Raw genomic sequence first — 21,111 nt, forward strand, 5'->3', positions numbered from 1 at the left:
CCGTCAGCGGACGACCGTCTGCACCTCGGGGTGGAAGCCGTTCCAGGTGGCGAAGACCGAGTTGGTGCTGCCGTCCTTGGAGAAGTCCACCCGGAGCCACTTGTCGCCCTGCCAGAGGTCCATCTTCCAGCCCTGGTCGGGGGTGGCCGAGACCAGCTCGGCCGTGGTCGCCTGCACGTCCAGCGCCACCCGGCCGCCCGGCACCCGGTAGCTCTTCACCGTGGAGACGGGCTCGGCCGGGGGCTTCTTGGACGGCTTCGGCTTCGCCGAGGTCGGTGCCGCCGGGGCCGGACTCGCCGACGTGGTCGCGGGGGCCGGACTGCTCGCGGCCGGGGCCGGGGACAACGGAACTGACGGGGCGTCCGAGGTCCTGGAGACGGAGGAGGGCAGCGGCACCGCCGAGGGCTGTTCGAACGCCGCGTCGGTCAGCACTGCGTGCACGCCGAACCAGGACAGCGCCACCGCTGCCCCGGTTGCCGCCGTCCAGGCGCCGAGCTGTACCAGTCCGTTCCGCATCGCGTGCACATCCTGCCGTACCGCCGGGACCGGTAGGAGTGCAGGTCAGCGAATCGGCAGGGAAGTTGCACAAATGACACCGGAGCGGTCGCCGAGCGTCCCGGAACCGCCCCGCGGTACAGACCACTGGACCCGAATGGCGTACCCTGCGGCCCCATGGCAACAGTGCTCGTGGTCGAGGACGACCCCTTCGTACGCTCCGCCCTCATCCGGCACCTGGCCGAGTCCGGCCACGCGGTCCGCAGCGTCGGCACCGCGCTGGAAGCCCTCCGCGAGGTTGCCCAGGTCGGCTGCGACCTGGTGATCCTCGACCTCGGCCTGCCGGACCTGGACGGCAGCGAGGCGCTCAAGATGATCCGGGGGCTGACCAACGTCCCGGTGATCATCTCGACCGCCCGGGACGACGAGGCCGAGATCGTCCGACTGCTGAACGACGGCGCCGACGACTACCTGGTGAAACCTTTCTCCGTCGAGCATCTGACGGCCCGGATGACCGCCGTGCTGCGCCGCTTCAGCGGGGGCACCGCTCCGGTCGCCCAGGTGCTCCGGGTCGGCGGCCTCGCCATCGACGCCCAGCGCCGCGAGGCCGTCCTGGACGGCCGGCCGCTGGACCTGACCCGGCGTGAGTTCGACCTGCTCGCCTTCCTGGCCGGCCGGCCCGGTGTCGTGGTGCCGCGCAAGGAGATCCTGGCCGAGGTCTGGCGGCAGACCTACGGCGGCGACCAGACCATCGACGTGCACCTGTCCTGGCTGCGCCGCAAGCTCGGCGAGACCGCCTCCAAGCCGCGCTACCTGCACACCGTGCGGGGCGTCGGGGTCCGGCTGGAGGCACCCGCGGTCGGGGCGGACGACGGGGAACCGACGTGAGCCGTCGGGGCGGCTCCGCCGACGACTCCGGCTCGCGGGACTCCGGCTCGCGCGGTTCGGGCCTGCGCGGCTCCGGGCACTCGTTGCGGTGGGCCCTGATCAAGGCCGCGGTGGCCGGCACCACGATGGTCGCGCTGGCCTTCCTGATCCCGCTCGGCCTGATGGTGCAACAGACCGCCAGGGACCGCGCCTTCACCTCGGCCGAACGCCAGGCCGCCGCGCTCGGACCGGCCCTGGCGATCACCACCGAGCAGGACGCCATCACCCGCGCGCTGGCCAGCACCGACGCGGGCGCCCAGGAGAAGATGGCCGTCCACCTGCCGGTGGTCGGCTACAGCCCCGGCACCGTGGTCGGCCACGGCCGGGCCTCCGAACTCGCGGTCGCCACCGCGGCCGGCCAGGGCCAGTCCTTCATCGACCGGGCCCCCGGCGGCTTCGTCCTGCTCCAGCCGGTCGCGGTGGACGCCAAGCGGGTCGCCGTGGTGGAGGTGTACGTCGCCGGGGGAGACCTGACCCGGGGCGTCGCCACCGCCTGGCTGGTGCTCTCGCTGGTCGCGCTCGCCCTGGTCGCCATCTCGGTGCTGGTGGCCGACCGGATGGGCGCCCGGATCGTCGGCTCGGCCCGCCGGCTGGCCGCCGCCGCCCGCTCGCTCGGCAGCGGCAACCTGGCCGTCCGGGTCCCGGTCGAGGGCCGACAGGTCGACGGCGCCCCCGAGGAGCTCCGCGAGGCCGCCCTCGCCTTCAACGCGATGGCCGACCGGGTGGTCCACCTGCTCGCCGCCGAACGCGAACTCGCCGCCGACCTCTCGCACCGCCTGCGCACCCCCCTGACGGTCCTCCGGCTGAACGCGGCCTCGCTCGGCACCGGTGACGCCGCCGACGCCACCCGGCACGCGGTCGCCCAACTGGAGCGCGAGGTGGACCAGATCATCCGCACCGCCCGCCGCGCACCGGAGGACGTCCCCTCGGTCGCCTTCGGCTGCGACGCCGCCGAGGTGATCCGGGAACGGGTCGCCTTCTGGTCCGCCCTCGCCGAGGACGAGGGCCGCCGCTGGCAGCTCGCCGGGGCCGAGGGCACCGCGCCGGTACCCGTCCAGCGGGGCGACCTGGCCGCCGCGGTCGACGCGCTGCTCGGCAACGTCTTCCGCCACACCGGCGTCGGCACCGCCTTCTCGGTCGACGTCCTGGCCACCGAGGGATCGGTGATCGTGCTGGTCGGCGACGCCGGACCCGGCTTCGCCGACCCCGCCAGCGCCCTCCGCCGGGGCGAGGGCCAGGGCGGCGAGGGCTCCACCGGCCTCGGCCTCGACATCGTCCGCAAGCTGGCCGAGACCACCGGCGGCGACCTGGCCCTCGGCCGGTCCGCCGTCCTCGGCGGGGCCGAGCTCCGCCTCCGGCTGGAGACCCGGCCCGCCCTGCCCAGGCTCTCCCGCAAGCGACGCTAGCCGGTCCCGGTGCTCCGGGCCGGTTCCGGTCGGCCGGGGGTGGGTGGCCTCAGGGCGGGTGCCTTAAGGCTTCCCTAACGGAGGTGTTCGGGTGGCTGAGGCGGCGGTTCGGGCCGGTGGGGCGGGGCTAGCGTCGGGCCGACCGGTGGCGTGCGGCCCCGGTTGACGGTCACTCAGCCGGAGGTTTGTGCGCCCATGACGAATCAGCCCACCCGACGTTCGGGGCACCGCCGCCGGAGCCGCAAGGGCGCCGTGATCGGAGCCTCCGCTGTCGCCACCGCGATTGTCGCGGGTGCCGTGGTGGCCTTCGCCGCCTCGGCCAGCGCCGCCACCCCCGGCGCGGTCTACAGCCGCACCAGCACCTGGGAGACCGGCTACACCGGCCAGTACCTGGTGACCAACCCAGACAGCAAGGCCATCGACGGCTGGACCCTCAGCTTCGACCTCCCGGCCGGCGCCCGGATCGACTCGCTCTGGAACGCCGCCTTCACCGCCAACGGGCAGCACATCACCGTGAAGCCGCAGGACTGGGGCAAGCGGATCGAGCCAGGCAAGTCGCTGGACGTCGGCTTCGTGGTCCAGGGCAGCGGCGCCGCCCAGGCCGAGCCCGGCAACTGCCTGATCAACGACGCCCCGTGCACGGCGGGCTCCACCACCCCGCCGACCCCCTCGGGCCGCCCGACCACGGCCGCCCCGAGCACCTCGCCCACCTCGACGGCCACCCCCACGGCCACGCCGACCGCGGCCCCCAGCTCGGCGAAGCCGACTCCGACTCCCACGCCGTCGGCCTCGGTCAGCACGCCGCCGGTGGTGACGACGGGTCGCTTCGCGCCGTACGTGGACACCTCGCTCTACCCGCCGTTCGACCTGGTGGCCACCGCCAAGGCGACCGGCGTGAAGGACTACACCCTCGCCTTCGTCGTCTCCGGCGGCGGCTGCACCCCGAAGTGGGGCGGCGTCAGCGAGCTCGGCGCCGACGCGGTGGCCTCGCAGATCGGCGCCCTGCGGGCGATCGGCGGCGACGTCCGGGTCTCGTTCGGCGGCGCCAACGGCAGTGAGCTGGCCACCGCCTGCTCCTCGGTCGCCGAGCTGACGGCCGCCTACCAGAAGACCGTGGACGCGTACGGCGCGACCAAGGTGGACTTCGACGTCGAGGGCGGCGCGCTCGGCGACACCGCCGCCAACACCCGCCGGGCCCAGGCCATCACCCAACTGCAGAAGAACGCCGCCGCCAAGGGCAGGACCCTGGACGTCTCCTACACCCTGCCGGCCCTGCCCAGCGGACTCACCCAGGACGGCGTGAACCTGGTCGCCAACGCCAAGACCAACGGCGTCGCGATCGGCGCGGTGAACATCATGGCGATGGACTACGGCGACGGTGCCGCCCCCAACCCGCAGGGCCGGATGGGCAAGTACGCGATCGACGCCGCCACCGCCACCCAGGCCCAGCTGAAGAGCGTGCTCGGCCTGGCCGACGCGGCCGCCTGGGCCAAGGTCGCGGTCACCCCGATGATCGGCGTGAACGACGTCGCCAGCGAGGTCTTCACGGTGGCCGACGCCACCCAGCTCGCCGAGTTCGCCAGGACCAAGCACCTGGCCTGGCTGGCGATGTGGTCCGGCACCCGGGACAAGGCGTGCGCGGGCGGCGCCAAGCCGTACGCCGACGCCAGCTGCAGCAGCATCGCCCAGCAGCCGCTGGACTTCACCCGGGCCTTCGGCGCTTACACCGGCTGACGGCGCCCGCTTTCCGTACTCCTTGCCGTGCCGCTCTCCGCACCGCTTTCCGTACCGCCCGGGGCGGCCCTGACCAACGGGGGGTCAGGGCCGCCCCGGCGTCCACCGGCCGCTTGGGCCCGGCGCTGCTTTCAGGTCGCGGGTTCGCGGTGGTCCGGTAAGGTCGCTAGCTGGTCTACCGGCGGACGGAGCTATCACGTGACAACGGCGCAAGAGCAGCGCAGAGCCCCTCAGGGCCCTGCCACCGCTGGCCCGGTCACGCCCGGGCGGCGGGTTGCCACCGCCCTCGGCGCCCCCGTCCGGGCGCTGCGGGAGGCACCCCGCCGCCCACTGGGGATCGCCTTCGGCGTGGCGCTGCTCTCACTGCTGACGTACGCGACGGTCCGCCACTTCGTCGGCACCTCGATGGTCGACATGATCGTCTACCGGGCCGAGGGCGCCGCCGTCGCGAACGGCCAGGACCTGTACGGGCTCCGGGTGACCGAGTGGAACCTCCCCGCCACGTACCCGCCGTTCGCCGCGATGCTGTTCGTGCCGACCACCTGGTTCGGCATCGGCTTCCTGCGGGTGGCGATCACGGCCGGCAACGTCGGGCTGCTGGCCACGTTCGCGTACCTCTCCTTCAAGCTGGTCGGCTGGCCCCGCCGGGACCTGCGCGCGGTCGGCGTGGTGCTGGTGGCCGGCCTCGGGGTCTGGCTGGAACCGGTCTTCACCACGCTCCGGTACGGGCAGATCAACCTGGCGCTGGGCTGCCTGATCCTCTGGGACCTGACCCGCTCGGACTCCCGCCGCTCCAAGGGCATGGCGATCGGCATCGCGGCGGGCATCAAGCTCACCCCCGGCCTGTTCGCCGTCTACCTGCTGATCACCGGCCGGATCAAGGCCGCGCTGGTGGCCGGGGCGACCTTCCTCGGCACGTTCCTGCTCGGGGCGCTGGTCCTCCCGGACGCGACCTGGGGCTTCTGGACCAAGTACCTCTACGACTCCTCGCGGGTCGGCAAGACCGAGATCGTCGACAACCAGTCGATCAGCGGCACCGTCGCCCGGCTGCTGCACACCGCCCACCCGGGGGCCGTCGCCACCGCGGTCGCGGGGCTGATCGCGATCGCCGGGCTGGCCACCGCCGCCTGGGCGTTCCGCAGCGCCCGCTGGCTGCCCCGGGCGGAGGCCTGGGGCGTCTGCTGCGCCGCCGTCACCGCCGTGCTGATCTCCCCGATCAGCTGGACCCACCACTGGGTCTGGTGCGTGCCGGTGCTGGTGCTGCTCGCCGCCGAGGCCGCGCACGAGCGGTCCCGTCCGGCGGCGATCCGGCGGCTGCGCTGGCGGCCGATCTTCGGGGCCACGCTGCTCGCCTTCCTCTCCTTCGGCATGTGGGTCGTCCCGCACAAGGGCGATCTCGACCTGCACCTCTCGCTGCTCGCCCAGCTCCCGGCTTCGGTCTATCCGCTGACCGGCCTGTGCTTCCTGGCCGTCGCCGCGCTGCGGATCCGCTCCCGCCGGCGGGCGGCCGGGGCGCCGATGCTCAGCCTGCCGCGACAGCGCAGCGCTGCGCCGGTGGCCGAGACGCTCCGGCGGGGCTGAGTCCGACGCGGGGCCTGGTGCTGATGCTGGGCCTGGCGCGGGTGCTTGCATTGGCGCTGAGTCTGGTGTGGGTCTCGGGCGGGGGCTGAGGGCGCGGCACCGTTCACGTTCGGGTGGGTGTTCGCGCTCGGATCACCGTTCACGCTCGCGTGGGCGTTCGCGGCCGCGTCACCGTTCGTGTGGGCGTGGCCGTTCATGCCTGCGTCACCATTCACGTTCGCGTTCATGTTGGCGCGAGCGTCGGCGTTCACGCCTGCGTGCGCGTTCACGCCTGCGTATACGTTCACGCCAGCAGCTCGGCCAAGGAGTGGTCGAGGTCGAGCGCGGCCAGCTCGGCGCCCGGCGGCACCAGCCGGTGCGCCCGCTCCAGCCACGCCGCCACGGCGGGCAGCGGCGCCTCCAGCAGGGCGTCCCCAGCCGGCGAACTGAGCGCCATGCAGAGCACACTGCGCCGCCCCGACCGGGTCGGCCAGATCCGCACGTCCCCCTGGCCGCACGGCCGGAAGGTGCCCTCGACCAGCAGCTCGCGGGCGAACACCCAGGTCACCGGGGTGCCGGTGTCCAGGTGGAAGGTGATGTGCACAGCGAACGGGTCGTGGCTGCCGTACGACAGCCGGGCCGGGACCGGGACGCTGCGCTCGGGGGAGAGCACCAGGTTGAGTTCGAGCTCGTGCTCGACGACGCTCGTGGACCGCTCCATGACGGGTTTCCTCTCGGTGTCGTGGGGCCCGCCTCCGAACCCCTGCACCAGGAGAGAGTGAGCTCCGGTGAAGCTCTTACACGCATTCACCCACTGTCCTGGGATTGACCAACTGCCCGCCGCCGGGCGCCCGAGGCACTACCCTTTGTGACTGCCCGACGACTGTCCGCCCGCGCACGGGTGCTGACGGGTCGTCCGCTCCACGGTGCTGCCAGGAAAGAGACCCCCATGACGGAACGGCCCCTCGCCGGTGACCTGGACACAGCCCTCGACCCGGCGCCGGGCTACTACCCCGACCCGTCCGTCCCCGGCTTCGTCCGCTACTGGGGCGGCTCCGCCTGGGTGCCCGGCACAAGCCGCCCGGCCCCGCCGACGGGTGAGCCGCTGGCCCCGCCCCGGGGTGCCCCGCACCGGGCCGCCGCCACCTTCGCCCCGGCCGCGCCGCCGCCGCGTCCGGTCGTGATGGCCCAGGTCCACGTCGAACCCGTGCTGCCGGGCGTACCGCCCGTCCCGCACCTGCCTGCGGCGCTCCGGTCGGGGGCTTCCGGTGCGTCGGGACCCTCGGGGGTGTCGGCGCCGACGGTGCAGTCGGTGGAGGAGACGGGGCCGGTCTTCTTCGACCAGACCTCGGGGGGTGCCTCGTTCACGCTGGCGCCGTACGCGGAGCGGGAGTTGCAGCAGGCCGTCCAGGAGCCGCCGGCGGCCACCGCGTGGCGGGCCGCACCGACCGCGCAGCCCGAGGTGGTCTCCTGGGGGGCCGTTGCCGCGACCCTGCCCGAACCGCTCCCCGTTCCGGCTCCGTCGCCCGCGCCCGCCCCTGCGGCTGTGCTCCAGGTCGCGGAGGCGGCGCCTGCCCCGACTCCCGCCCCGACGCCGATGCCGACGCCGGCACCTGTCGCGACGCCGGAGCCGACGCCTGCCCCGGTGAAGGCGGCCGCGACCGTACGGCCGCCCGTCGCCACCCGGCCGCCCACGGCGCGGCGGGCGGCGACCCGCAAGCCCCCGGCCCCGCTGCCCGCCGGTCTCGGCCGGCGCGCGGTGGCCCGGCTGGTCGACACCGCGGCCCTCGCCCTGGTCGCGGTCGCGGCCGGAGTGCCGACGGTCGGTTCGGTGATCACCCACATCGACGAAAAGGTGGTGCAGGCCCGGCAGGCGAGCATGGTGGGCGGCGGCGGCCAGGTGCGGGTCTGGCTGGTCGACGGGCTGGTGGTCGGCCGGGTCGGCGTGCTGCTCGGCATCCTGCTGCTGGCCGCGCTGCTCTACGAGGTGGTTCCGGTCTCCCGGACGGGCCAGACCTTCGGCAAGCGCCTGGTCGGCATCCGGGTCGCCGACGCGACGCGGGCGGCCCCCGCGCCGTCGTTCGGCCGGTCCCTGCTCCGCTGGTCGGTCCGGCAGCTCGCGGTGCTCTCGGTGGTCGGACTGTTCGCGCCGCTGCGGGACCGTTCCGCCCGGCGGGGCTGGCAGGACCGGGCGGCGCGTACCCGGGTGGTGCGCGCCTGACCGGCACTCAGGAGGGGTGACCGGCGCCCCCGATGGAGCAAAACGGACTAAATATCCCAACATCGTAGTATCCGTGATGTTCTACTCAGGTCATGAGCACCCATGACCCCTCGTCAGACCCCACGTCGGAGGGGGGCGACAAGCCCTCCTTCGACAAGCGGCCCCCGCAGCCGGGTGCGCCGCAGGGTGTGCCGTCCGATCCGTACGGCGCCCCGCCACCGCCCCCGCCTGCGGCCGACCCCTACGGAACCCCGCCCCCCGGCGGCCCCTACGGCGCCCCCGGCGGCTACGACGGGAGCCCGTACGGCGCCCCGCCGCCCCCGCCCGCCTACGGTGCGCCGTACCAGGCGGGCGCCGGTCCGGTCCCCGGGATGCCGCCGCTCGGCGGTTGGGGCGCCAGGATCCTGGCCCGCCTGATCGACTTCCTGCTGATCCAGGCGGTCGCCGTGGTGGTCGTGCTCCCGTTCGCCAACCTCGGCGACCAGGGCGGCTGGGTCGGTGCGGCCTGGCTGGGCTACGGCCTCTACTTCATCTACGAGGGCATCATGCTCAGCCGGGACGGCCAGACCTTCGGCAAGAAGCTGATGAAGGTCCGGGTCGCGATGCTGGTCGATGGCAGCGCACCGACCGGCTCGGCGGCCTGGACCAGGGCAGCGACCTTCGTCCTCCCCGCGGTGATCTGCTGCGGCGGGCTGTGGTGGCCGGTGAACGGCCTGTTCGGCGTCTTCGACAAGCCCTACCGCCAGTGCATCCACGACAAGGCCGCCAAGACCGTGGTCGTCTCCACCGTCTGACCGCGTCTCAGGGCCCGCGGGCGGTACGTCCGCCCACGGGCCCTGTCCATGTGCCGTGTGCCGTGTGCCGCGTGAGCAGCGGCTAGCGTTGCGCGGCGTACTCCGGTGCCGCCGTCCGGGCGGCCTGCTGCCGCTGCGGAGCGGCTGCCCGCCGCTGTGCGGCGACGCTCACCAGCAGCGCGGTCGCCAGCGTGCCCAGCGCCACGGCGAAGGCCACCAGGACCGCGATCTGGAACACCCCCCGCGACCCGGAGACGGCGAGCAGCACCGCAGCCGCGGCGACCACGGTCAGGGTGCCGGTGCTGAGTTGGGCGATGGTGGGACGCGACATGACGGAACCGTCCTTCGCACGAGCCTTGCGCTGCCGGGGGAAGCCTTGCCTTACCAAGGTGTACCCACCGCTCCGTCCGGACAAGTACGCCTCCGTCCGGCAGCGGGGGCGCACGGGCTCACGGGCGGGTGGGCGCGGGGCCCGCGGATGCACTGGGTACGGTGGCAGCGAACTGCCGGAGTGACCTGGGGGAAGCCTGTGCCCGTTCCTGCCGACTGGCCCACCACGGAGGGCGAAGCCGTCGCGGTGCAGCAACGCCTGCGCCCGCTGGTCGAACCGTCCGGTCCCGGGCCGGCCCCGGACGCGCTGGTGGCCGGCGTCGACGTCGCCTACGACGACGACCGCGACGTGGTGGTCGCCGCCGCCGTCCTGCTCTCGCTCTCCACCCTGGACGTGGTCGAGGAGGCGACCGCGACCGGCCGGATCAGCTTCCCGTACGTCCCCGGCCTGCTCGCCTTCCGCGAACTCCCGACCGTCCTGGACGCCTTGACGGCGCTGCGGCACACCCCCGACCTGGTGGTCTGCGACGGCTACGGCCTCGCCCACCCCCGCCGCCTCGGCCTGGCCAGCCACCTCGGCGTCCTCACCGGCCTGCCCACCCTCGGCGCCGCCAAGACCCCCTTCACCTTCACGTTCGACCAGCCCGGCCCCGAACGCGGCGCCACCTCCGCCCTGCTCGACCCCGACACCGGCGAACAGGTCGGCGCCGCCCTCCGCACCCGCGCCGGCACCAAGCCGGTCTTCGTCTCGGTCGGCCACCGCATCGGCCTGCCCGAATCGGTCGACACCACCCTGCGACTGACGGCCGGTTACCGCCAGCCCGAGACCACCCGGCGGGCCGACGCGCTCTGCCGACGAGCGCTGGCGGCCGCTGTGTGGTGATTCGGTACCAATCGCCGACGGTGCCTCACGTCGGCGTTCAGGCCGACGGCCGCATGTGTTAGACATGAGGGTTGTAGGCCCGTGTCCTCAAGACCGGGTCGTACCGGAACAGTTGATATCAGGGCATACCAGTCCAGTACTGGCTCCATGGGGGAGGACAGTCGTGAGCACGGGGAACGGTGGCGGCACCGGCTACCGCGTCGAGGTCGACAACCTGCGAGCGTTCGCCGCGCAGGTGCGCGGACTGTTGGACGAGTTCCAGTCACGCGCGGACGGCAGTCGCACGCACGGGCAGAGCGGAGTCAGTCGAACCGCTTTTGGGACCTTCCCCGAAGCGCAGGCGCTGTTCGACAAGTACGAGGTCATGCGGGACAACCTTCGGGACGTCATGAACCTGCTTCAGGACGCGATCAACGAGACCCAGCGCAAGGCTGACCTCACCGCGAGCAACTACGAGGAGCAGGAGACCGAGACCGCTCGTGGTCTGAAGGTCAACTCTGACGGTTGGTCGGTCGGCGGCCCGGCAGCGGTCACCCCGGCCACGTACTCGTCGACAGTCCCGCGCCCGGGCGTTCCGCAGTCGAGCCCCAAGCCGCCGACAGGCGCAGCCCCGGCCGGCAGCGGCGAACCGCAGTCGACGTGGTGAGCGCCCCAGTGCCCATGATTCCGCAGCGGACAGGAGGAACCCGCCCATGAGCAGCCAGACCGACTTCAACGGTTACAGCCACGCCGATCTCCGCCGCATGGTCGGCAGTATGGACTCGGGCGGCATCATGTCCGCAGCAGATCCCTGGCGCCGGGCCACTGACACCCTGAAGCAGATCCGCACTTCTCTCACGACCGCATCGTCGGATGCGACGACCACGTGGGAAGGCGCCACCAGCGAAGCGTTCCACACCAAGATGACCACGCTGGCCGCTGGTATCAGCAACACTGCGTCCTACGCCAACGATGCCGCCGTCGCTCTCGAACTGATGTCGGCCGCCATTGACGAAGCCAAGCGCACGATGCCGGAGGAGCCGAGCTTCTGGTCCAAGGCTGCGGACGCCATCGGTGACACTGCGGCCGCCGCCACCGGCAGCGAGGACGAGGACACCAAGACCGCTGTCACGGATGAGAAGAAGGCCCAAGCAGTAGCGGTCATGAACCTGTTGGCCAGTCGCTACCGTGCGACCACTGACTACCTCAAGCCGCCGCCGAACAGGATCACTGACCCGTCGGAGGTCGTCGCCCCGGACTCCGCAGGGCCGGCGGTGCTCAGCGCACTGGTCATGGGTGGCGGTGTGGGCCTCGTGGGATCGACGGGTTCGGGCAGTACGTCGACCAAGTCCCGTTCCACCACCGCTCCGGGCAGCGGTGTCGGTGCGCAGGCGCCGAAGAAGGTTCAGCCCAGCGGTCCCACGGATTCCGGGATCAAGGGTGGCACTGCCAACCCCGCTCCCAAGCCTGCGTCGCCGGCGCCCTACGGGCCTGGAACGGGACTCGATGGTGTGGCGGTCAGCCCGAAGCCGGGAACGGGCGGTTCTTCGGGTCCGGGAACACATGGCGGTCCTGGAGCGGGGACGGGAACCGGGAACGGCCTTGGCGGTAGCGGCCTTGGCGGTGGCGGTCTGGCCGGTGGCGGTGCAGCGGGCGGAAGCCCGAAGGCCACCGTTGCAGGCGGATTCGCCGGTTCTCGTGACGCGAGCGGGTTCAACTCCCGTGGCGGAGGTACCGGTTCGGGCATGGGCAGTCGCGCCGGAAGTGCCTTCGGCGCTTCGGGGATGCCTGGGGCGGGCGGCACTGGAAGTGGCGCGGGAGTCGCCGGCGGCGGAGCCGGTGGCGGCACGGGTTCGAGTGCAGCTCGTCGCGCCGGCGGAACAGCTGGTGCGGTTGGCTCCGGCGGCGCGGGTCGAGGCGCCTTCACCGAGGGCGGATCAGGGCTCGGTCGTGGCCGCGGTCAGGGTGCGCCGGGCGGAGCGGGGCAGGGCGGGGGCATGCCTAGTGCTGCCCAGGCCGGCAAGAAGGACAAGAAGGACAAGCGGCGTCCGGACTACCTCGTCGAGGACGAGGAGACCTGGGCAACCGGGGCACCGACCAACCCGAATGTAGTGGAGTGAGAGTTTGCTGATCCAGGTGGGCGGTGCGGACTTCGACGGCGCCGCCCACCTGAAAAGGCAGCGCAAGGATTCCAGTGAGCGGAGTAGCGAGACTTGATGTCCAGTCGGCAGGTTCGGGGAGCAGCTGTACTCGTTCTGGGGTCCTTGCTGTGGGGGACTGTCGCCGGCTCGGCCGCCGCTGACAATATCCGCGAAGGCCAGTGGCCCATCAGCAAGTTCGGCGCCGCAGACAAGGTCTGGCCGGTGAGTCAGGGCGAGAACGTGATTGTCGCGGTCATTGACGGCGGAGTCATGGCTGACCACCAGGACCTTGTCGGGCAGGTGTTGCCGGGAGCTGACTTCACCGGAGAGAAGAGCGACGGCCGCGTCGACAAGGATGGCCACGGCACGGCCATGGCGAGTCTGATCGCCGCGCACGGGCATGGAGCTGGAAACCAGGATGGCGTCATCGGCCTTGCGCCAAAGGCAAAGATTCTGCCGATCAGAATCAACCTGGGCGGAGGCACCGACGTCGTGAGTGCTCAGGACAACGAGGTTCCTGATGCAATTCGCTTCGCCGTGGATCACAATGCCAAGGTCATTAACATGTCCTTCATTTCAGGATCCGGAAAAGCCACTCGAGACGCCATCAAATATGCCATCGACAAGGACGTTGTCCTGGTTGGAGGCGTTGGCAACCTCGGGAATCACGACACTCCGGTAGGATATCCGGCTGCCATCCCCGGTGTTGTCGCTGTTGGTGCCGTCGACCGGGACGGTAAGGTCTGGGAAAAGTCGAACAGTGGGCCCGAGATCACGTTGGTGGCACCCGGGGTTGAAATCTACTCGGCGGGCTACAAGACTGCGGCGGAATACCGCAAGGCCAATGGGACTTCCGACTCCACTGCCTACGTGTCCGCGATTGCGGCGCTGGTGCGGTCGAAGTACCCGAGTCTCTCGGCCGGGCAGGTCATCAACCGGCTGATCAAGTCAGCCGTGGTGCCCGCTGGGCAGACGGTGCCGAACAACAGCTACGGCTACGGGATCGCCTCGGCGCAGAAGGCGCTGGCCGCCAACCCCGCCGTCGACAACGGTCCGAAGGAGAATCCGCTGCTGTCGCGGCCGGAGTCGCAGCGTCAGCCGGACGCGTCGTCCGCTGCGCCGCAGGCGTCCACGCCGGCGGGTGGGAGTGCGGCCGGGGGGAATCAGGCCGCGGCGCCCAAGAGCGACAGTGACAGTGGGATCCCGGTCTATGTCTGGGCGATCGTCGGGCTGTTGGCCGTGGTCGTGGTGGGCGGCGTGATCGTGCTGGTCCGGCGGAACAAGGGTGGCGGCGGCCAGCCTCCGTACGGCGGCGGTGGTGGTGGTGGCGGGCCGCAGCAGCAGTACCCGCCGCAGGCGCCGTACGGCGGGGCGCAGCCTCCGCAGCAGCCGTACCAGCAGCAACAGCAGCCCTATCCGCCCCAGCAGCCCTACCCGCCGCAGCAGTACCCGCCCCAGCCCGGCGCCGGTGGTGGCGGCGGTAACACCGGCGGCAACCCGTACCGCTGACACGCCCACGAACGGTGCACAATCCCCGGCAGGGGAGCGGGCCTTCGGGTACTGATGGCCCGTCAGTAAGCCATCGCACCCGAAGGGCCGTCCTGTTATGCGTATCCGCAGCCGCTGTCTGAAGTCCGTCCTGCCCGCGCTTGTGCTGGCGCTGAGCCTTGCCGCTCCGGCGACGGCCGGTGCGACCGAGGGGCACCCGCCGGCCAATGCCGAGGAGGCGAAGGTGTGTGCGGATCTGCTGGGGTGGGCGCAGTCGATCGTCGGGCTGCCGGGGACCTCGGTCGACTCGAGTTGCACGGTCAAGTAGGCGGTGGCTCGGGCGGCGGCCGTTCGGCGGCTACGGAAACTGCGTTGCCGCCGCCCGGAGAATGGGGGCATGAGCACAGTGCCCCTGAACTGGACCGTCACCCCGACCGCAGTGGACCACCCGGATGCGGCGACGGTTCTGTACGAGTACCTGGACGAGCTGGTCAGCCGGTACTACGGCCGGCCGGCGACGTCGCAGGAGGTCACCCAGGAGCTGGGTGACGGAGCGGATCTGCGGGAGCCGCAGGGGGTGTTGCTCGTGGCGCGGGACGCGGCGGGGCCGGTCGGTTGTGTGGGGTTGCACTGGCGGGGAGCGGGTCTCGGGGCGGGGGAGGCGGAGTTGACCCGGGTGTACGTCCGGAAGGCGGCCCGGCGGGGTGGGGCGGGGGCCCTGCTGGTGGGGGCGGCGGAGGAGCTGGCGCGGGAGCGCGGGGTGGGGACGATGCGGCTGAACACCCGCAAGGACCTGGTCGAGGCGATCGCGCTGTACCGCCGCCTCGGGTACCGGCCGGTCGATCCGTACGGGGACGACCCGTACGCGGAGGTCTGGTTCGCGAAGCCGCTGAGCGGATGACGCCGGGCCGATGACGCCGGGCGGGTGACGCCGGGCCGATGACGCCTGCCGGCCGGTGGGCGCCACGGGCGGGGGAAATCCCCTGGCCGGGAGGACCGGCGCAAGGCAGACTGCCGGGATGATCATTCGTGAGGCGACCGCGGCCGACTGGCCCGCCATCTGGCCCTTCCTGCACCGGATCGTCGCGGCCGGCGACACCTTCACCTGGCCCCGGGACATCGCCGAGGAGGCCGCCCGGGAGATGTGGATGAAGTGCCTGCCGGGGCGGACGGTGGTCGCGGTGGCGGAGGACGGCACGGTGCTCGGCAGTGCGGAGACGCACCCCAACCAGATGGGCCCGGGTTCGCACGTCGCCAACGCCGGGTTCATGGTGGACGACGCGTACGCGGGCCGGGGGGTCGGCCGGGCGCTCTGTGCGCACGTGATCGAGCAGGCCCGGGCGGACGGCTACCGGGCGATCCAGTACAACGCGGTGGCGTCGACCAACTCCCGGGCGGTGGCGCTTTGGAAGTCGTTCGGCTTCACGGTGCTGGCCGCCGTGCCGGAGGGCTTCCTGCATCCGGAACTCGGCTACGTCGACCTGCTGGTGATGTACCTGCCGCTGCACGAAGAAGCCTGAGCCGGGGAGAAGCCGGACTGGCGGGATCTCGGCGACGGCTGGCCCTCGTGCCGCTGGCCGGACGCCGGGCCGGGACCGCATCCTTGGTGCCATGATCACTCCTGACACCAAGGACTGGACCTGGGTCCTGGACCGCCCCTGCCCCGACTGCGGCTTCGACACGCCGTCAGTCGTACGCGAGGACGTCGCCGGTCTGGTCCGCGCCAACGCCGCCGCCTGGGCGGCCCTGTTGACCGAGCGGTCGGCGGACGAGCTGCGCCGTCGGCCCGCGCCCGCGGTGTGGTCGGACCTCGAGTACGCCTGCCACGTCCGGGACGTCTTCCGGATCTTCCACGTCCGGCTGCGGCTGATGCTGGACCAGGAGGCGCCGCTGTTCCCGAACTGGAACCAGGACGAGACGGCCGTCGCCGAGCGCTACAACGAGCAGGATCCGACCCTGGTGGCCGCCGAACTGGCCTCCGCCGCCGACCGGTTGGCCCAGGGCTTCGAGTCGGTGGGCGGTGCGCAGTGGCAGCGCACCGGGAACCGCAGCGACGGCGCCCGGTTCACGGTGGAGTCGTTCGCCCGGTACCTGATCCACGACCCGGTGCACCACCTGCACGACGTCACCGGGTGACGGGCCGGCGGATCCACCGAAGGTTCGGCTGACAAGTCGTCACATCTCTTCGGTCGGCGGTCGGCGATTGCTTGGCGGAACATCCAATGGAGCGTTGTGATCCACCGGCATGTAATAAAGGCCAGCGGTTGCAACCGAGTTGACCCCGGGCACAAGCCGGGGAGAACACTCCACCGGATTGCCGAGTACCGCCCCACCATGCGAGGAGAACCACTGTGCGCGTCCTGTTCACGGCCCCCGGCTCGGTCGGCCACATCTTCCCGCTCGTCCCGACCGCGCAGGCCCTGCGGGCAGCGGGCCACGATGTGCTGTTCGCCGGGCAGACCCCGGTGGAGAAGCTGCGCAACACGGGTCTGCCCGCCGTTGACGTCGGCGACGGGACCAACGTCAGCGAGGCCTTCGGGCGGGTCCTCGCGGGGGTCCGGTTCACCTCCGGGGAGCGGTCGGAGGACGAGACGATGGAGCTGGCCGCCCAGGGCTTCGCCGAGCACGGCCGGGTGACCATCTCCGGTCTGCTGGAGGTCGCGCGCGGCTGGCGGGCGGACGTGATCGTGCACGCCCCCTTCCAGTCGGCCGCGCCGCTGGTCGCCGCCGTGCTCGGCATACCTGCGGTGGTGCACAACTTCGGTGTCACCTCCGGCGGGGTGGCCGCCCGGATGGCCCGGATCCTGGCGGGTGAGTACGCCGCGCACGGGATCGACGGCCCGGCGGAGCCCACGGTCGTGGACGTCCTCCCGGTCTCGCTCGGCGGGGACGGCGGGGGCTGGCGCGTCCGCTACGTCCCGTTCAACGGGGGCGGCACCGTGCCGGCGGAGCTGTTCCGCCGCGGACCGCGGCGGCGGATCGCCGTGACGCTGGGGACGGTCTTCGCCGAGTGGGAGGGCATCGGTGCCCTCTCCGGCCTGATCGAGCAGGCCGGCCGCGTCGACGCCGAGGTCCTGCTCGCGTTGGGGGACAGCGACCTGGCCCCGCTCGGCGAGCTGCCCGCCAACGTCCGGGCGCTGCCCTGGGTGCCGCTCAACGAGCTGTTGGAGGCCTGCGACGCGGTGGTGCACCACGGCGGTTCCGGCACCATGATGACCGCCGCCGCGCTGGGCGTGCCGCAGCTGATCCTCCCTCAGGGGGCGGACCACTTCGCGAACGCCGCAGCCGCCGAGGCCAACGGGATCGCCCTGCGTTCGAGCACGGACGCGGTGGACGCCGCACTGCTCGACCGCCTCCTGGACGACGAGGCGGTGCGGAAGTCGGCCGCCGCCGTCCGGGCGGAGATCCAGGCGATGCCCTCGCCGGCCGAGCTGGTCGCGGACTTCGAGAGCCTGATCGCCTGACTGACTGACCGCCGCCCGGCCCTGATCTGGACCCGGACCCGGACCCGGACCCGGAGGTCCTACAGCGCCCACGCGGGCAGGCCGTGCGGTACGGCCTCGGCGAGCACCTGCTCGGGACCGGGGCCGGACCGGACGGTGAGGACGAACCGGCGCTGCTCCGAGCCGGGCGCCCGGCTGGGCTCGAAGGCGATGTGGGCGAACCGGGCGGTGGGAGTGGCGGCCGCCGCCAGTCGCTCCAACTCGGCCTCCACCTGGGCCCATTCGGCGGCCGGGACGTACTGGCGCATGATCGAGTGCCAGACCACGGTGAGCGTCCCCTCGGCCGGGTGGACCTGGCGGAGGAACTCTGCCGCGCCGATCTTCTCCACCTCGGCCGGGTGCACGGCGGCCAGCGCCAGCGCGCCGTCCAGCCGGGCGGCCCGCTCGGGGCGGTCGGCCCACACGTACGCACGCAGGGCGAGCGCGCCCTCGGCGGAGCGCGGGTCGATCGGGGCCAGGTCGCAGCCGCGCCGTTCGGTGAACTCCACTGCGGGCAGCGGCCGGTCGACCGGGAACGGCGGCGGGCCCTGCCAGGCGTCGGTCAGCCGGACGGGGGAGTCGGCCGGGCCCAGGCCGCCGCCGGACCACTCGCAGCGGAACCGGTCGGCGAGCAGGTTGAGCCCGGCGCTGGCTCCGAGCTCGAACAGCCGGACCGGCTGCGGGGCGTCCGCGAGGGTGTGCAGCAGGCCGGCGATCAGCAGGTTGGCCCGGCCGGTCTCGTTGGTCTGCGGGGGTCGGGTGAGCCAGCCCCTGACCCAGTCCAGGTGGTCGGCGACGGTGGCGCGGAAGGCCGTCCAGGCGGCCTCCGGGACGGGCCGGGAGAACTTCCCGCCGGCGCTGGGGTAGTAGGCCGCCAGCTCCGGTGCCCGCCCGGTCAGCACCAGCGCGTGCACGCCGCCGAGCAGCCGCAGCGCGATCGCGTCCGGCCCGGGTGCGTCCTCGTGCCCGGCGACGGCCGCCGCGCACGGGCCGCCCTCCGCCACGTCCAGCGCCGCCCGGCGGAGCAGGAACTCGTAGAGCGGGGACCCGAGTTCACCGCAGGCGGTGGCCTGGCGGTCGATCATGGCAGCGGCGTGGGCGAGCGGCACCGGCGGACTCCTCGGTCGGAACGGTCGGACGGCCGCCCGTCAGGGAGCGGCGCCTCTCATCCTTCGCCCACCGGGCCTCCCGGTGAAGGCTCCACCGGGGTGACAGTGATCACCGGACGCCGATCACGGAGAGGCCGGCACCGGACGGCGCTCACCAGTCCGCCGCCTCGCGCAGCGCGTGCCGGAGCTGGCTGGCCACGTTGGCGGTGTCGGTGCCGACCACGTCGGCGATCTCCGGGGTGGCCAGGCCCACCACGTAGTGCAGGATGGCGAGATCCTCGTCGGCCGCGGTCACCCGCTGCACCGGGACCCGAGCCGGGTCGAACCGCCCGGTCACGGTGGCCCGCAGGATCCGCCAGGCGGCTGCCGTCGGGTTGGGGCTGCCGAGGATCTCCGGCCAGGCCGCCGCCATCGCCGCGAAGGCGTCCTCGACCACGGCCGCGGCCTGCGCCGCCTCCCGGAACCAGACCCGGGCGTAACTCAGGTACCGAGGGTGGTGCAGCTCCCGGAAAGCGATGAACTCCACTGAGGAGGCCGGGTCATGACGATTGGTCACATCAGCCTCTCGTCCGGTCGGGGGTGGCAGGTGGCCAGTGTTCACTCTAGGGCCTCGGGCGGCTGCTTTGAGTGACAAGTCCCATCAGATACTCGGGAGGGGTGCGATTGAGCCGTTGTGTGACGACCTGTCAGTTGCGAGCGCTGCGCACCTGGTCAGAACGGGTAGAACGGCAGTGGCTGCAAGGGAGTTGGTGTGCCACCGTACCTCCATGGAGCCGCACGGACATCCCCATGGACACCGGCACGACCACTCCCACCCGCATGCGCACGATCACCCGGAAGGGCGCCACCGGACGGCGGACCGTTCCGCGAGCCGGTCGGCGCACCAGCCCACGAGCAGGTGGGCGCACCGGCTCGCCCACCTGCTGCGACCGCACTCGCACGACGCCGCCGACCGGGTCGACAGCCCGCTGGAGACCTCCGCCGAAGGCCTGCGGACGCTCTGGATCTCGCTGGTGGTACTGGCGCTCACGGCGGGCGTGCAGGCCGTCGTGGTGGCGCTCTCCGGCTCGGTCGCGCTGCTCGGCGACACGGTGCACAATCTCGCCGACGCGCTGACCGCGATCCCGCTCGGCCTGGCCTTCCTGCTCGGCCGCCGGGCCGCCAACCGCCGCTACCCGTACGGCTACGGACGGGCCGAGGACCTGGCCGGGATGGCGGTGGTCGCGGTGGTCGCCGTCTCGGCGGTGTTCGCGGCGGTGACGGCCGTCCAGCGGCTGATGCACCCTCAGCCGGTGGGCCACCTCTGGGCGGTGGCCGGTGCCGCACTGGTCGGCTGCCTGGGCAACGAGTGGGTCGCCCGCTACCGGATCGCCACCGGGCGGCGGATCGGCTCCGCCGCGCTGGTCGCCGACGGGATGCACGCCCGGACGGACGGCCTGACCTCGCTGGCCGTGCTGATCGGCGCCGGCGGCAGCGCACTCGGCTGGCGGCTCGCCGACCCGGTGGTCGGGCTGGTGATCACCGGGGCGATCCTGCTGGTGCTGCGCAGCTCCGCCCGCGAGGTCGGCCGGCGGCTGATGGACGGCGTCGACCCGGCGCTGCTGGACGCGGCCGAGCGGGAGCTGCGGGCGGTCCAGGGCGTACGCGGGGTGGGAGCGGTGCGGCTGCGGTGGATCGGGCACTCGCTCCGGGCCGAGGCCGACGTCCTGGTGGACGGCACCCTCACGGTCGCGGCCGGCCACCGGGTCGCCGAGGCCGCGGAGCACGCCCTGATCCGGGCGGTCCCCCGCCTCCGCGCCGCCACCGTCCACCTCGACCCGCACGTCTGAGAGCGCTCGGGCAGGTCGGGCCAGGAGCATTCAACGTGCTTGCAGGGGAAGGGACTTCTGCACGGTGACCCCGGCGCCGGGCGCCCTCGCCCCGGCGGCGGAGCCGCCCATCGGCCGAGTTCCCCGTCGACACCGCCCCGAGCCCCTGGTGGCCGGGGTCAGCAGGTGCGGTTGGGTTCCTCGGGTTTGCGGCGGGCGCGCTGCGCCGCCGCGGTGGCCGCCGTGGCGGCGGCTGCGGCGGCGGAGGGTGCGGCGGCACGCCGGTTCGGCTGCTCCGGGATGCCGGCGGCCTCCGCGGCCTCCTTGGCCTCGAGGTAGGCGTGCACGGCGGCGATGCCGTAGACCGGCTGGATGAGCTGGTTGCCCTTGAAGAAGGGCCGGGCCGGGGCGAAGCCCGCCGCGATCACCAGATCGCGGATCTCGGCTATCTCCTCCTCGGTCCGCGCGGTGAAGCGGACCTCCCATCCCTTCTTGTACATGTGGCCGTCGTCGCCGCTGCGCCGGGCCAGGTCCGGCTGGCGGACGTAGCCGGGCAGGCGACCGAGGCGCAGCTGGGCAGCGCGCAGGGCGGCGGATTCGTCACGTGGCATGAAGCGATGTTAGGCAATCCCGGGGGTCGGTCGTGACCCCCGGGCGGCGGGAAACTGTATGGCGCTCGTCACTCTCGGTCAGGCGCCGCAGGTGGCAGGGGTGTTCGAGTGGTCGAGATGTCCGCACAAGGGCCGTGCGGAAA

At 72.7% G+C, this 21,111-nt stretch carries 22 protein-coding genes; 16 read left to right on the forward strand and 6 right to left on the reverse strand.

What is annotated here, in order from left to right; genetic code table 11:
• Positions 1 to 3 precede the first annotated feature (3 nt).
• Positions 4 to 516, reverse strand: a complete 513-nt coding sequence (locus tag ABT118_RS30665) for a hypothetical protein (protein ID WP_350676389.1) — start codon at positions 514 to 516, stop codon at positions 4 to 6.
• 156 nt (positions 517 to 672) lie between these two features.
• On the opposite strand from ABT118_RS30665, the gene ABT118_RS30670 reads away from it, so the two are divergent.
• The 4 genes from ABT118_RS30670 to ABT118_RS30685 all read left to right on the forward strand — a co-directional run bounded on the left by ABT118_RS30670 (position 673) and on the right by ABT118_RS30685 (position 6,143).
• The gene (locus ABT118_RS30670; protein ID WP_350676394.1) at positions 673 to 1,383 is read left to right on the forward strand and encodes a response regulator transcription factor; all 711 of its coding nucleotides are present in this window, start codon (positions 673 to 675) and stop codon (positions 1,381 to 1,383) included.
• 83 nt (positions 1,384 to 1,466) lie between these two features.
• Positions 1,467 to 2,828, forward strand: coding sequence for a sensor histidine kinase (locus ABT118_RS30675; RefSeq protein ID WP_350676591.1), 1,362 nt, complete (start codon positions 1,467 to 1,469; stop codon positions 2,826 to 2,828).
• A gap of 195 nt (positions 2,829 to 3,023) precedes the next feature.
• Positions 3,024 to 4,562 (forward strand): cellulose binding domain-containing protein, encoded by a 1,539-nt coding sequence (locus ABT118_RS30680; RefSeq protein ID WP_350676401.1) that lies wholly within the window; start codon positions 3,024 to 3,026, stop codon positions 4,560 to 4,562.
• Between the two features lie 198 nt (positions 4,563 to 4,760).
• Positions 4,761 to 6,143: a glycosyltransferase 87 family protein gene (locus tag ABT118_RS30685; RefSeq protein ID WP_350676409.1), complete on the forward strand. Its 1,383-nt coding sequence runs from the start codon at positions 4,761 to 4,763 to the stop codon at positions 6,141 to 6,143.
• A 283-nt stretch (positions 6,144 to 6,426) separates the two neighbouring features.
• Here the strand turns inward: ABT118_RS30685 and ABT118_RS30690 are convergent, their stop codons facing one another.
• A complete protein-coding gene (locus ABT118_RS30690; RefSeq protein ID WP_350676414.1) occupies positions 6,427 to 6,843 on the reverse strand; it encodes an SsgA family sporulation/cell division regulator in 417 nt (138 codons plus the stop codon).
• Positions 6,844 to 7,071: 228 nt separating this feature from the next.
• On the opposite strand from ABT118_RS30690, the gene ABT118_RS30695 reads away from it, so the two are divergent.
• Entirely contained in the window at positions 7,072 to 8,343 is a 1,272-nt protein-coding gene (locus ABT118_RS30695; protein ID WP_350676421.1) for an RDD family protein, read from the forward strand.
• A 92-nt stretch (positions 8,344 to 8,435) separates the two neighbouring features.
• Positions 8,436 to 9,137, forward strand: a complete 702-nt coding sequence (locus tag ABT118_RS30700) for an RDD family protein (RefSeq protein ID WP_350676427.1) — start codon at positions 8,436 to 8,438, stop codon at positions 9,135 to 9,137.
• A gap of 82 nt (positions 9,138 to 9,219) precedes the next feature.
• On the opposite strand, the gene ABT118_RS30705 is transcribed toward ABT118_RS30700, so the two are convergent.
• The gene (locus ABT118_RS30705; protein ID WP_350676433.1) at positions 9,220 to 9,468 is read right to left on the reverse strand and encodes a hypothetical protein; all 249 of its coding nucleotides are present in this window, start codon (positions 9,466 to 9,468) and stop codon (positions 9,220 to 9,222) included.
• A 147-nt stretch (positions 9,469 to 9,615) separates the two neighbouring features.
• On the opposite strand from ABT118_RS30705, the gene ABT118_RS30710 reads away from it, so the two are divergent.
• From ABT118_RS30710 to ABT118_RS30750, 9 genes are all read left to right on the forward strand, one after another.
• On the forward strand, positions 9,616 to 10,350 hold the full coding sequence (locus tag ABT118_RS30710) for an endonuclease V (RefSeq protein WP_502884733.1): 735 nt from the start codon (positions 9,616 to 9,618) through the stop codon (positions 10,348 to 10,350).
• A 163-nt stretch (positions 10,351 to 10,513) separates the two neighbouring features.
• Positions 10,514 to 10,996 (forward strand): DUF2563 family protein, encoded by a 483-nt coding sequence (locus tag ABT118_RS30715; RefSeq protein ID WP_350676441.1) that lies wholly within the window; start codon positions 10,514 to 10,516, stop codon positions 10,994 to 10,996.
• 46 nt (positions 10,997 to 11,042) lie between these two features.
• Positions 11,043 to 12,449 carry a WXG100 family type VII secretion target gene (locus ABT118_RS30720; protein ID WP_350676448.1) on the forward strand — a complete coding sequence of 469 codons (1,407 nt, stop codon included), beginning with the start codon at positions 11,043 to 11,045 and terminating at the stop codon, positions 12,447 to 12,449.
• Positions 12,450 to 12,545: 96 nt separating this feature from the next.
• Positions 12,546 to 13,979 carry a S8 family serine peptidase gene (locus ABT118_RS30725; protein ID WP_350676454.1) on the forward strand — a complete coding sequence of 478 codons (1,434 nt, stop codon included), beginning with the start codon at positions 12,546 to 12,548 and terminating at the stop codon, positions 13,977 to 13,979.
• A 97-nt stretch (positions 13,980 to 14,076) separates the two neighbouring features.
• Positions 14,077 to 14,286, forward strand: coding sequence for a hypothetical protein (locus ABT118_RS30730; protein ID WP_350676458.1), 210 nt, complete (start codon positions 14,077 to 14,079; stop codon positions 14,284 to 14,286).
• A 69-nt stretch (positions 14,287 to 14,355) separates the two neighbouring features.
• The gene (locus tag ABT118_RS30735; protein WP_350676463.1) at positions 14,356 to 14,859 is read left to right on the forward strand and encodes a GNAT family N-acetyltransferase; all 504 of its coding nucleotides are present in this window, start codon (positions 14,356 to 14,358) and stop codon (positions 14,857 to 14,859) included.
• Between the two features lie 118 nt (positions 14,860 to 14,977).
• Positions 14,978 to 15,478 (forward strand): GNAT family N-acetyltransferase, encoded by a 501-nt coding sequence (locus tag ABT118_RS30740; RefSeq protein WP_350676468.1) that lies wholly within the window; start codon positions 14,978 to 14,980, stop codon positions 15,476 to 15,478.
• 91 nt (positions 15,479 to 15,569) lie between these two features.
• The gene (locus ABT118_RS30745; RefSeq protein WP_350676473.1) at positions 15,570 to 16,094 is read left to right on the forward strand and encodes a DinB family protein; all 525 of its coding nucleotides are present in this window, start codon (positions 15,570 to 15,572) and stop codon (positions 16,092 to 16,094) included.
• 215 nt (positions 16,095 to 16,309) lie between these two features.
• Positions 16,310 to 17,422 (forward strand): nucleotide disphospho-sugar-binding domain-containing protein, encoded by a 1,113-nt coding sequence (locus ABT118_RS30750; RefSeq protein WP_350676476.1) that lies wholly within the window; start codon positions 16,310 to 16,312, stop codon positions 17,420 to 17,422.
• A 59-nt stretch (positions 17,423 to 17,481) separates the two neighbouring features.
• Here the strand turns inward: ABT118_RS30750 and ABT118_RS30755 are convergent, their stop codons facing one another.
• The gene (locus tag ABT118_RS30755) at positions 17,482 to 18,549 is read right to left on the reverse strand and encodes a DUF2332 domain-containing protein (protein WP_350676479.1); all 1,068 of its coding nucleotides are present in this window, start codon (positions 18,547 to 18,549) and stop codon (positions 17,482 to 17,484) included.
• Positions 18,550 to 18,700: 151 nt separating this feature from the next.
• Positions 18,701 to 19,105: a hypothetical protein gene (locus tag ABT118_RS30760; protein ID WP_350676483.1), complete on the reverse strand. Its 405-nt coding sequence runs from the start codon at positions 19,103 to 19,105 to the stop codon at positions 18,701 to 18,703.
• Positions 19,106 to 19,316: 211 nt separating this feature from the next.
• Between ABT118_RS30760 and ABT118_RS30765 the strand changes: the two genes are divergently transcribed.
• On the forward strand, positions 19,317 to 20,378 hold the full coding sequence (locus ABT118_RS30765; RefSeq protein WP_350676490.1) for a cation diffusion facilitator family transporter: 1,062 nt from the start codon (positions 19,317 to 19,319) through the stop codon (positions 20,376 to 20,378).
• A 158-nt stretch (positions 20,379 to 20,536) separates the two neighbouring features.
• Here the strand turns inward: ABT118_RS30765 and ABT118_RS30770 are convergent, their stop codons facing one another.
• A complete protein-coding gene (locus ABT118_RS30770; protein WP_350676495.1) occupies positions 20,537 to 20,968 on the reverse strand; it encodes a hypothetical protein in 432 nt (143 codons plus the stop codon).
• Positions 20,969 to 21,111 lie beyond the last annotated feature (143 nt).

This window comes from Kitasatospora sp. NPDC002040 (assembly GCF_040296785.1).
Classification (GTDB): Bacteria; Actinomycetota; Actinomycetes; order Streptomycetales; family Streptomycetaceae; genus Kitasatospora.